The sequence below is a fragment of the Nostoc mirabile CHAB5784 genome, from assembly GCF_020829645.1.
Taxonomy (GTDB): domain Bacteria; phylum Cyanobacteriota; class Cyanobacteriia; order Cyanobacteriales; family Nostocaceae; genus Nostoc; species Nostoc mirabile.
In genome coordinates, this window is sequence record NZ_JAIVFS010000155.1 from 1 (window position 1) to 12,295 (window position 12,295).

General features: G+C 39.7%; 11 protein-coding genes. 1 reads left to right on the forward strand and 10 read right to left on the reverse strand.

What is annotated here, in order from left to right; genetic code table 11:
* Positions 1–661: 661 nt before the first annotated feature.
* A complete protein-coding gene (locus LC653_RS41135; protein ID WP_229501059.1) occupies positions 662–2,887 on the reverse strand; it encodes a hypothetical protein in 2,226 nt (741 codons plus the stop codon).
* 561 nt (positions 2,888–3,448) lie between these two features.
* Positions 3,449–4,150: a hypothetical protein gene (locus LC653_RS41140; RefSeq protein ID WP_229501060.1), complete on the reverse strand. Its 702-nt coding sequence runs from the start codon at positions 4,148–4,150 to the stop codon at positions 3,449–3,451.
* 149 nt (positions 4,151–4,299) lie between these two features.
* On the opposite strand from LC653_RS41140, the gene LC653_RS41145 reads away from it, so the two are divergent.
* Positions 4,300–4,737, forward strand: a complete 438-nt coding sequence (locus tag LC653_RS41145) for a helix-turn-helix domain-containing protein (RefSeq protein ID WP_229501066.1) — start codon at positions 4,300–4,302, stop codon at positions 4,735–4,737.
* 85 nt (positions 4,738–4,822) lie between these two features.
* Here the strand turns inward: LC653_RS41145 and LC653_RS41150 are convergent, their stop codons facing one another.
* The 8 genes from LC653_RS41150 to LC653_RS41185 all read right to left on the reverse strand — a co-directional run bounded on the left by LC653_RS41150 (position 4,823) and on the right by LC653_RS41185 (position 12,134).
* Positions 4,823–4,987, reverse strand: coding sequence for a hypothetical protein (locus LC653_RS41150; protein WP_229501061.1), 165 nt, complete (start codon positions 4,985–4,987; stop codon positions 4,823–4,825).
* A 26-nt stretch (positions 4,988–5,013) separates the two neighbouring features.
* Entirely contained in the window at positions 5,014–6,177 is a 1,164-nt protein-coding gene (locus tag LC653_RS41155; RefSeq protein WP_229501062.1) for a hypothetical protein, read from the reverse strand.
* Between the two features lie 270 nt (positions 6,178–6,447).
* A complete protein-coding gene (locus LC653_RS41160; RefSeq protein WP_229501063.1) occupies positions 6,448–6,927 on the reverse strand; it encodes an AAA family ATPase in 480 nt (159 codons plus the stop codon).
* A gap of 34 nt (positions 6,928–6,961) precedes the next feature.
* Complete coding sequence (locus LC653_RS41165) at positions 6,962–7,183, reverse strand: hypothetical protein (protein WP_308189229.1); 222 nt, start codon at positions 7,181–7,183, stop codon at positions 6,962–6,964.
* A 69-nt stretch (positions 7,184–7,252) separates the two neighbouring features.
* Positions 7,253–8,560, reverse strand: a complete 1,308-nt coding sequence (locus LC653_RS41170; protein ID WP_229501067.1) for an RNA-guided endonuclease InsQ/TnpB family protein — start codon at positions 8,558–8,560, stop codon at positions 7,253–7,255.
* Positions 8,561–8,642: 82 nt separating this feature from the next.
* Complete coding sequence (locus LC653_RS41175) at positions 8,643–10,820, reverse strand: DNA translocase FtsK (protein WP_229501064.1); 2,178 nt, start codon at positions 10,818–10,820, stop codon at positions 8,643–8,645.
* 10 nt (positions 10,821–10,830) lie between these two features.
* Complete coding sequence (locus LC653_RS41180; protein WP_229501065.1) at positions 10,831–11,658, reverse strand: glycoside hydrolase family 24 protein; 828 nt, start codon at positions 11,656–11,658, stop codon at positions 10,831–10,833.
* Positions 11,659–11,684: 26 nt separating this feature from the next.
* Complete coding sequence (locus LC653_RS41185) at positions 11,685–12,134, reverse strand: M23 family metallopeptidase (RefSeq protein ID WP_308189230.1); 450 nt, start codon at positions 12,132–12,134, stop codon at positions 11,685–11,687.
* Between the last annotated feature and the right edge of the window lie 161 nt (positions 12,135–12,295).

The window sequence follows — 12,295 nt, forward strand, 5'->3', positions numbered from 1 at the left end:
TCAAACATCTCCAGAAGAAAGCGCAAGCTTTTGGTCTTCAACTTGTCCCCAAATCTCAAGATAAGGAGGAAGCTTCATTTTATCAAACCCTTTCTACATAAGCTTTACGTCAAGTGTTTCTTGAAAGAGGGTTAAGCAGCAGGGCTGTTTCGTTCCCTAAAAGGCGCTGATTTACAAGCGTTTCAAGCAAAAAAATCAGGTGACTAAAAAATCTGATTGTGCAATAAAATGGTGTTAGCACTTAAATTTCCCGATTGAAGTGGTAGTTTTTGTTTTTCCCACTCAAGCAAATTTCTGACTCATACTCTTGACAAAATCCCCAAGAGATCGAATGAAACAGCCCTGCTTTTTAAGGGGGGAAAACTTCTTAAAGTCCCCCTTAAAAAGGGGGATTTAGGGGGATCTAAAACGTTTTGCTACCGAGAAGAGGACTTTTCAAACATCCTCTAAGGGTATTAAAGTATTTAAAATCAGAATAATCTGAATCAAAAGAAATAAAAGGAATTATTCAAAAAATCAGTAGTGGATTATTTGAGATAACTTTAGCTAATGCTAGTCATGAATAACTTCAATCTTTACAAGGAATCTTAGAACAGAAATTAAATGAAATTGGTAAGTTAATTGAATAAAATAATTGACGGTGGCAGAATTTTTAAAGCCATCACGTCTCACCTTCTTGAAACGCTAACTCCAACGAAAACGGTAGACACCCAGGATTGACAGTTGCCCACTCGTTGGCTTCTGCAATTAGAGTTTTGTTACCTGAATCAAGATAAAATTGTATTTTTGCAGTCTGCTCCAGTCTTTCGCGTTCCTTGCCCCCAATTAAGCATCGCGCAATCAGGCAGTACTCTCTAGCTACACGCTTGGCGTGGGATGCTGCTTGGAGTCGCAACTTAGTCAGTTGCTTCAGTTCTGACAAAGCGAGAGTTGCTGCTGAATCGCCTGAAGATGTACTTTGCTCGCTAACTTCGGCTTTTTGTGACGCTTCAGGCAGCACAATTGCAGGTGTAGATGCAGTAGGTGGAATACTGACAGAATTGATTAATAAGTTTTTATTATTGTAATTTTCAACCGTGCTGGGGTTAGAAAGGTATTTAAAATTCTTATCTGAAGTACTTTCATTAAGATTTTCAGCTAATTCTATAATATTTGAAGAAACTAATGAATTATCAGAATTATTGACACCTGAAGTTAAAGACAGATCCTCTGGTTGCAATAAATTCAATTCTTCGGAATTAATCTTAATTTCCTCAGATTCATCTTGTACCTGTAGTACAAATAATTCTCCTTCAGACTTAGCAACTTCTTCAAAACTTGCGGCTGCCAACTGCCCTGTAGGGGCATCGGCAGCAGAAGGTAAGCATTTACAAAAAACCTTCATATAGTAAAAATGACCGTCATTTTCCTTTTGGTAAGGATTTTCAGCAGTCTGCTTTGCAAATGAGTTTTGAAAACTATCAAATTGCCCGTCATTGCTTGATTGATAAGGGTTTGAGCTATTTTCTACCCACGGGTCTAAGATGTAGCATGTAGGATGCCACAAATGCAAGTGCTTTTGTAGTGTCTCTTGTGAGATAGTTTTGTGAAAGCGGCGCTTGTACTCAGCACGTATTGCTTTCCCCCGTTCAGTAGCCCCTACTGGCAACCCTCTATCCCACTCTATTACCCTTACTACTATCTGGATGCGTTGTTGGGCTTGTTGGCTGCGTTCCCAGTTCTGTTGCTTACGACGATCAAATGGGATTACGTTGTCTTTGGGTTTATGGATGCTCCTAATGCCTACTATGGCTTCTGCAAATGTGTTGGCGAATGTACCCAACAACCTTTCGGGATAACTAATGTAGGCGCTGTACCATTTGTTGCGAATTGTGGATTCTACCCAATGCCGCACTCTAGCTTTGATTTCGTGTTGGTGTCGGCAATATTGGCTGTAGCCAGGGGCGTTAATTGCGGTAGTAAGGCAAAATTCGACTAATTTATCACTCTCTAAGTCTAAAAAGACGATTCCGTAGCCTACGAAGATTTGTAGGAGGGTGTTTGTTTGTCCTTGTCCCGTCCAACCGATCGCAATTATTTCTTCCCAGTTGGTACGCCACTGTGCAACGTCAGCAGACTCTTGCTTGCGATATCTCTGCCGTGAAATTTGTTTTTTGGCTTTGTTCGCTACCCGTTTTAGTTTAGTTAAATCTTGCCGACTTGCCGCGCGATCGCAATAGTCAAGGAAGATAGAAACTGAGTCGCTAATTGGTTGCAGGTCGTTATCAAGTAAAAATGACCCGCTACCCGGTTGCATGGGGCAACGGATAGCTTTGTAGTTGGTTATTTGTTTGGCACTATATGGTTTGGTGTTGGGGAAGATTTCTAGGTGTCCTTGACGCAGTATAAAGCCTGCATTTCTCAAGGTAATCTCTAGGGCGCAGGCTAGGGGAAAGGTGGGTAAGGGGGAAGCAAAGGTTAAAATCAGATGATAACCGCCACTAAAACTGGACTGGAGGATGATGATATCGACTATGCCGATGTCCTCTAGCACCGCTTTGATGCGATTTATGGATTCAATGTTATGGTAGTCGCCGAAGAGGTCTAAATCGATTGTGGCGTAACGTGTTGTGTTGTCAAAGCGCAGACCTACTAGTTTCGACTTGTCTTGGTGCAGGTTCCACAGTTGGGAGGGTTGGAGATAATAATCGATAGTGCGCCATGCTGGTTTTGCACCTTCTACTAAAGAAGGGGCAACTATCGCCCCAAATGGATGCCAAAAGCGTTCTACGTAGCGTTTGCCCACGGATTCGGCGGGCAGGTGGGGTTTGATTTTCTTTTTTGAAGGCTGTGAAAGGCTTAATTGGGGCTTGTTATCGGCATCTGCCCCGAAATTTTCTTGGTACATGAGTGACTGTCCTGATGATTTTTGTGCATCAGGTAGTCTCGCTGTTGGTCAAAATGTGTTAGCCTAAATTTGAAATTTTATTTTGACTTAAGCGGTTGGTTATCCGCTTGTTGGAGGCGACTGGTAATCGTCTCATGGTTGAAAGCAAACAAAGGTTTATACTTGTTTAGGCTTAGACATACGTAGGCTTAGGCTAAGATTTAGTCCAACACGCTTCACCAACAACAATGCGACTACCCAACTTTTTTTTAGTAATTATTTAAATGAGGCAGTTCTAGCGAAGTTGTCACTAAATCGACAAAAGAGTTTTGGGATAACAATGCAAAGCTAGTAACACCCACAAGTGTCACCTTACATTGGCTCTCGTTAGTACAACTGGTGAAGATGAAATTACTCATACTCCACCACCGAGTTAAAAAACAAAAAACAGTCAAATATCTTGATACGAGTTCAGCACCCAAAAAAGTGAACTCGTACTGTAATCAGTATTGAGATGCTAATCTAGTAAGTAATGTTAAATTGTGGGACAAATTCTCTACTAAATTAGCAGCCCACAGCTACCTATGCAGCACGAATATTATCCTTTTTTCTATTTGTAGATACTTCCATTGCTTTCATTTGGATCTTATAATCTTCCCAAGTTTTTTCAAATACGTCAGACTCATACATCCGCAATAAAACCTCCTCTTTCTCAGTTAAATTAGGAAGTTTCAACAACTCCGCCAAAGACACTTGAACTGGGAAAACATCACTAAACTTTTGCATTAAGTGAAATATTCTCTTCCTCTGTGATGCAGATGGTTCATCCTGCAATTCTGCATCAATTTGTCGCGGACGTAGATTCACAATTTCTAGGCTCATATTCCCTAAATTCCTCAATCCAAACACAACAAACTCATTAGTTATACCAATAACCCGTCCCACAATTTCCAATTCGGGCCGCAGTCTCTTCTTGAATTGATATACTTGGTCAAGCTGGAAACGTCGAAACGGATTGCGCTCGCCATTCAGCATCCAAGCAATACCATCGCCTATACTACCTATCTCATCTGCCTCCAGAAGGTCTATTACCTGGTAACAGATATCTTGATTGCAAACAAATTTGTACGCTGCATCAATACTTCGGTTAAATTCCATCTCTAGTGCAACAACTGCCTTAAATTTTTCCAGTTCTCGTAATTGAGAAATTAATTCAAAAACTTTCTTACCCTTGTGATAACTGCCAACGCTTATATTTAGATTCTCCGAGACCTCCTGAATCACGGGTTTACCCTTCTTTAATTGAGATTTACTTTCATTTATCGAATGATTCAAATTTGAACACTTCGATTCATTCAAACGACGAGCGCTCTCCCTTTGTCTTTCTTTCGCTTGGGGACGAAGCACGCTCTCCCAGTACTGCCCGTCTTCAGATATTAAATTCTATTGAAAAGCAAGCACTAGAGCACATAGCAGCAAGCAGCAGCGATGAAGTTAGCAAAAGAGCGAAAATTCTGCTGGGACTAAACGAAGGCAAAAAATATGTAGCCTTAGCCCAAGAGATTGGCGTAACCGAAAACTCAATAGCAAAGTGGAAGAAAAGATGGACATCAAGTACCATCTTGTCAGAAACCCAGGAGTCGGCGATCGCAAAAGCTAACGAGGTTTTAGGTGTCAACGTAGGCAGACCTAAGAAGTGCAAAAGTACAGAGGCGAGCAAAATCGTCGAAATCAGCGAATGGAGCAAGAACCAAAAACCCAGTCGTTCAAAGCACCATTACCATACGCAGGTAGCTGAGGAAGCTACTCGGAGGGGATTACCGACATTATCGCCAAGAAGTATAGGACGCATCTTAGAAGCCCAAACTTAATAGAAGGAATTATCAAGCAAGTACTATCCTATCTCAAGGAAATAGTTTTGAAATCCCAGTTTTTACCGAGGCTTTTCATCAAACTCTAAGCAAGCATTTCCACAAACTCGACTACTTGAGCAGAAGTCACTTGTTGTGCGATCAGAAAGTCAACGAGTCCATCGAGTTTTTTACGGTTGTAGACGGTAGAATAGCCTTGAATCTGGCGTTCCTTGCAGAACTGTCGCAGTTTCCGCGCACCTAAACCCAAAAGCTTCTTCCTCTCTTCCGTAACATCTATGCTACACCATCACGGCGAAAGCGGTGACATGGCTCATATATATCAAAAAAGATAGATATCTCATCACCATCAACCTCGATTTGGGCTATACCCTTGAGTTCCTTCGCAAACTCCGAAACTTGCCCTGATTTTACGTAGTCAAAGACCACTACATTTCGAGTGCGGAAATATTGGATGTAGGAAAGAAGTCTCACTTCCGTACCAAGCTCAAGCAGTTTGTCAGAATGTTTCAGCAAGATACCGGAATAAGAAAAAGAAAACCTACGATTAGCGTATTCATCCCACAAAATAAGGTCGCCGTAAAACTTGTAAATATTCGCCTGATTGGACGATATTTCTCTATTTAAATTTTCGACAACAGCATCATCTTCAAATGGAAACAACGCCTTACGTTCATCCCATTGTTTGTCCGGACAGCAACCATCCTGAAACCATCCATGTGGATGAATGCCACAAACAATTTTATTGGCACCATGCAGTAACTTACACCCAGCACATACTTGCAAATAGCAAGAATTAAATTCTTCACTATTAACTGCATTAAGATAGCGTCGGTGTATATCTAAATGCTCCTCCAAAGCTTCACAAGGTAAAGGCTTATATGAGGAAAAGGTTTGTCCAATTAATCTGTCTGGATCAATTTCATCATAGATTACTGCCAAGTCGTCAATGTGGTAAGAACGTAATTCCTCGTAAAGTAACAATTTCCGATACGGTTCTTCCTCAAATCTACAAACAACCAAGCCCTTTAAATCAGAATTTCCCTCATAATTCATCACCATATAGGTGTAAATAAAAGGCAGTCCATCGGATTTTTCAAAGCTCTCAGGTTTTGTAAATACAAGCAGTTTTGTGTCAGCTATTTTTGCAGTTTTTCTACTCGAATTAGTGTCCTCCGATTCTTCAACAATACTTAAGAAAGCACCGCCCAAGGAAGCAAAAATAATTCCGGTAAAGCCCAATACAATAGCACCATTGCCGATATAGGCAATTTGTTCAGAGCGTTCTTTCTCAACAATTGGGAATCCGCCCCTAGCTAAGTACAATAAACCCAAACCAGAAAAAGTTGCTATAGCGCCCAAACCAATAGCAGTCAAAGACACCATTCCAAAAGTAGCATTAATGTTTCTCAAGCAATTAAACGCAAACTTCTTCAACATAATTCATCCCTCCAAAATGCAGGTTACAAGGTTTTTAATTACTCTTGCCCCGGCACGAATTGGGATTTGCTGAGAACTATACCACTAACCTACCCCTTACTCTATTAACAATTCTAAAACTATTTAATAGATTCGTCCTGGTTAATTTTCAGTATCGGCAGTAGTTTCATCCTCAATAGTGATAGCAAGAGTCGAACTTGCTTTATTGCTTAAACCAACATTCCACCCGGAGCGGATATCACCAAAAAACGATATCTAAAAGCCATATATCTAATGCCCAAAAGTCCAAGTATTAGTTTCGTTCAATTCCAAGTTTTCAAAATAGTTAGCAAAACCTGAAAAATGGAAATATTCTAGCTGCATCCGAGATATTAATATTAAAGAAAAATTTTCTAATTGAGCTAACTGTTGTAATCGAAATAAGTCGTTGCTAAAAGTATTGCTAACAAAGTGCAATCTATCAAAATTATCTATCACCAGCAGCCTATTGTAACCATCAGATAATTTGCTTATTATATTTTGCCAATCCTGCTGGTAGTAAAATCTAAAGCTCATAGGAATAACGTTGAATAGATGATCCACACTAAAAGGATATTCAAGATTGAGGTAAACAGACTCTAAGTTAATATCCTTGAGTAAACAGTTTTTAACAGTAAGAGTTTTACCAATATTTGGCTTGCCCCATAGGTTAATGTTCTTGCCTGCATTTACCTGATCGATTAACTGACGGTAGTCTTTATAACGTAACATTATCATCATCCTTTAAATCCAATATATCCATAAATTAAATTGACACTAAATATGTGATTTTTTGACTATGCTTTTCTAAGCTGTTTCGGGAAAATTGGTTAGATACAATAAAATTCTCTAACAGAAAATCAGGTGATTGTGAAAGTCTCAAGAGCACACCATCATCACTACTGCGATGATAATAATGAACTACAGGCGATTGGATAACTGTCAAGTTATCGTTACGGATTGCTTGTCCTGTAACCAAACCATCCATGATAAATTTGGCGGCAGCAGCTACGTTATCGCTATCTCGTGCAAAATTTTTGAGATACCATTGACACTCTCAGGGCTGAAGCCACTGAGACTCTGCGGACAGAGTAGACTTAGGTAGTACCCAAAGTCTAATTCTCGCTACGATTGTCAAAGACCGTCTACCCAGTAAGCCTAAGTCTAAGCTGAGATTGCTGGCTACTTTTCTTAAAATATTCGCTGCACCATTCAAGTCGGCATTCACAATTGACCCATCACCAGACCGATACAATCCACGTTCAACGCGCTTACCTGATGCTTTCCACCCCTCTGGTTTTTGACCATAAACGGGTAGGGAGTCTCCATCTAAGTAGCTTGCTTTTGACGTATAGGCTTCTTCGGTTTCTTGGAACCTAATTCCATGCAAGTCGCAAAGCTGTTTTAATCGGTCTTTGAGTTTACCTAAAGGCATTTGAACAAATTTTTGATTATTCACTCTACCCATGTTCGCAGCTTCTTTAAAGCCTTCGTTCCAGCCAATTACTAAAGTACCAATGCCATATCTAATGCAATGGTCAATAATCAATTTTGCGGCTTTGTTGATGCCGTCGCGCATTTGGTGATTTCGCTTACGGGTTACACGGTCTAACCAGTTGTCCCAATAGGCTTCTGGTTTTCCTTCTTTTCGTGTTGATACTTTCTTATTCCAGAGTTGATTAAATGCTTTCATTGCACGAGCATCAATCAATAAAGAATTGCCCAAAGTATCAACACAGGCGGCTAGATTATCAGCAGTCCCAAGATCAATAGATAAGGCTTGATTAATGTCTAAGTTATGCTGTTGTTTTTCAACTTCATAAGAGATTTCAAGGTAGAAAGCACCATTTTTAGGGAGAATTGTAAATTCTTTAACCTGGGAATAGTCGATATTTGAAGGCATTGGTAAGAAAAACTCTGAAACCCCAAACCATCTTTTAACAGTTAAACCTAACGAAAATCTAAGTTGACCATTAACGATAACTGGTTTTTGCCCTCCTGAGTTTGGATAAGCAACCTTGAACAGTTTAGATCCTGTCAAGTAATTGGGTGCTTTTGGTTTAAAATGTAATTGACTTTTGAGGAACAAAGACCGCAATTCCTTAAAAGATTTAAATGCCTCTGTTACAGACATCAACGTTTGTTGCATTGGTGTCGATGGCAAAGATTTCGCAACTAGTGATTTACTAATAGATTCTTCGTAAATCAAATCAAACTTACTAGTTAGCAACTTCCCCGTCTTAAAAAAGGTTTGACGAGCGTAGTAAACACCATTGTTGTAAAGCTTCCCTGATTGCTGGCAAAGATACTCTAGTATTGATTTCGTTTCATTGTCAGGACGCAACAAGACTTGTTGTACTCCCATTGACTTTTTGACTTTAGACATTATTTCGACCCGCAATGTTAGAGCATGTATATTAGTATATCAATATATAGGTATGGTTAGTTCAAATATCATCTTCACCGCCATCTTTAAAACTATTTAAAAATTCCTCAACAACATTTCTAAATTTCTTGTACGACCTACCATCTTGACGGGATAAATTGAATACCGCTTTGACAATTTCATCAAGTTGATAGCCCTTTTGATGCAAATTCAAAATTGAGTTTCTTGCTTCCTCGTCAAGCTGTACCTTAAAGCTAAAACTGCCCTCAAAATCGGTCTTGGACTGTTTAGTTTTAGTAGCAGTGGCTTTAGATTTACTACTGTCATTACTATTGCGCTCGCCATAGAAATTAGCGACAAATTCATCAAAGTCTAACCCAGACTGCCAAGCTGTGTAGGAGTCGTTTTGATTTTTAGCTTCTAGGAGTAATTGCTGAAAGTATTCAGGGTCTTCATCGTCAGCAACATATAACGCCTGAAGTCGCATCACCTCAGTTGTTTTGTACAAGAAATCTCCGTATCCCAGCAAATAAACTGCACGCTTGTCTTTATCGTCCCCAAGGATAATACAGCTGTCTTCAGGACGAGTCGTAACAAAGGCCGTCTTGGCTGGAAAGTTTGAGCGAATCAACGGGTCAATCACGTTTTTGTCAGGTCGCTGGGTGTACAAAAGTATGTGAATTCCTTCACCACCCGCTTTTGCAAGCAACTTCATCAGTGCAGTTTCAATGCGATCGCAGTAATTATTATCGGAAAGCAGGTCAAAACACTCGTCAATTAGACAAATCACTCGCGGCATGACAAAATCAGGTGCAAACCGCAAGTTATACTGTGCGATCGTTTCAATACTGCTGTGGCGCTCAAATTCCTGGTAGCGCAATTCCATTTCTTCAACCAAGTAATCAAGCAAATTGGCGGTAGACTCTGCATCACGAGCAACTGGGGCAACAAGATGGGGTAGCCCATCAAATTTACCAAAGGTCACGCGCTTAACATCCGAAAGCGCTAATCGAACAACGGAAGGGGGATACCGCCGCACCAAATACAAGATTGCTGCTTTCTCAAACTGCGACTTTCCACCCCGCGTCCGCCCACCACCCAAGATATGGGTCACGTTATCACTATAAAGGGGAATTTCGACATAAGTGCCATCAACATTAACACCACCGGGGATGGATACAGAATGAATCTCAGGTTCGCTGTCAAAAGTAAAATAATCGCGGAAATAAGCAAATTGTCTGTCTAACCTGGGTATATCAAATACAACTCCTCCAGGCACTACACTCACCATTGGTGCAACTTTCAAGCCTAACTCTTCACCAAGCTGCTGCACTAAGTCATTACCGATGTCTTCTACTTTCTTGTAACTAACACCCCGTCCCAGTTTTACCCTAATACGATTAAAAGTAGGGCCATTTTTGGCATCAACATACTTAGCATTAATATTAAAATCCTCTAAGGTATCAACTAATAGTTCTCCTGCCTGTCCCATAGTTAAAATATTTGAACTAACAATTTTATTAGTAGCAATGTCACTATCTAAATATCTAGGATCTCTTAAAATAATTGATCCATCTCCTGTCTGCTTTAAATCTATTGGTTTACCCGTAACACGCGCAACAAGCACTGCCGTTCGATAGCAATAGTTTTTAATGAAGTTATCTCTAGATTTATTAGCTAAATCAGTAAAGTAACTGATTTGTTTCTTGCTTAAAAATAAATTATAAAGATTCTCTTGAACTACTTCATATCCAATCTGCTTAAGATAAATATTTTTGATTGATTCAATGTATTCAAATAAAGATTCAATGGGTGATATATTAACTATCTCAATCATCTGATGATATACGTTATTTTGCTCCCACTGCGATGGCATCCGATTGAGATGAATATATTCAAGTGCATAACGTGCAAACTCGTACTGGTTTAAAGTACAGTGTTCTGCACATATTGATAATATTTCTTCATCGTTTGTACCTGCAATTACTGATTCGTATATTACCTGAAATAAAAATTCTAAATTAACTTCTATAACAGGACGTGATAATTTTGCTCTAAAATCAATTTGTTGTACAACAGTTTCAGCATAATAAACCATTGGGGAAGGTAAAGCCTCCCGTACATTCTCCATAATTTCTTCATTGCCCAAACCATCTTGTTTAGCCTGCATAATTGCAGTCCAAAGCTGTTGTTTTTGAAATTCAATATTCCCATTGTTGTCATTATATAGTAATAACATCACTAAGTTTTCACCTCCTATAAATTTCAAACTTATGTAATTGTTGCTGATAGTAAGTTCTTAATTGAGCGATTGATTTAGCATTTTGGTTGTAATTGTTACAAGGAAATGAAGCCCAAATTCTACCCACTTTACACACAGCAGTATCAAACCTTCCTGCTTCAATATCACTTAAGGCATTATTACGACGAATATATTCAATTGCCATCTTGTCCTGAGAAGCTGGACTAAAATCCTTCAAGTTTAACTTTGGCTGAATGTCATACCAACTTTTATCCAACATTTGATAAGCGCCAGCCGCAGTCGAACAAACATTTTTACCATTAATAGGAGCGCACTGTTTCTTTAACGGGTGTGTAAAAAAATTATTAAAAGTTCCGTTAAATACTAACTTGTGATAACTTTCTGGCTCACTGGTTCCTGTTTCTGCCCAACGAATTGTCGCTAAAAAAGCACTCAACCGTGGTGAATAAGGATGTGGTGAGTAAGAACCTGTACTAACTCTTCCTCTTAAACTATTTGACGACCCTGAAGAAACACCAGTACTTTGAGAAATTGAAAAATAAATGCCCAAAGTAATTAAGGAAGCAGTTGACAGATGAATGGGTTGAAAACGGGATATAAATTGATGGCGAGGACTCAAAATAAACCCAGCCAAACCACCAACAATAAACCCAAATTTCCAACTATCAAGTGCCTTACCAAAACTACGCACCTGACAAACAGTATCTGCACCCTTTGATACCAAACCACATGGCAGTGAAGCTACTCCATAAGAAAATGCAACAGAGCAGACTGCACCAACTACACCTGATATAAAAATCGGTACAATTTGCATCTCTCTTGCCAATAGCTAAATAACCTTCAACGGTTAGCTAAATACTTGTGTAAATAAGGGCGGGGGTTCTGCGCTACACCATTAACTTGAACTTCAAAATGCAAATGTGGCCCCGTTGAAAAGCCCGTACTACCTACTGCTGCAATCATCTGCCCACCCACAACTTGTTGTCCTTGCTGTACATACAGCTGACTGGCATGACCGTACAGAGTAGATAAACTTCCCTGATGCTGAATAACAGCCGCTTTGCCATAGCCACCCTTGTCGCCGGCAAAAACCACTTGACCAGCATCAACCGCATAAATTGGTGTCCCCTTTGCTGCACCAAAATCAATACCCGCGTGAAACTTGCGATCGCCTGTAATGGGGTGTGTCCGCCAACCAAATTCACTAGTTACAGGAGTACCAGCCGCAGTAGGAAAGGCAATTCGACGATTATTTAAAACCTGATTACTACGAATAGTTTTTGGTAGTATTAGACCTTGGAGAGATTTGACTAATAGCTGAGATTCTGGAGTTTAGACTAAAAGCGATATGAGAGAACGCAAATCAAATGGAATTAGAGATTAAAAATATTATCTTGTCAGCCTCAAAGCATCCGCGACCTTTAACAATTCTGTAGTATATCTGCTCCAGA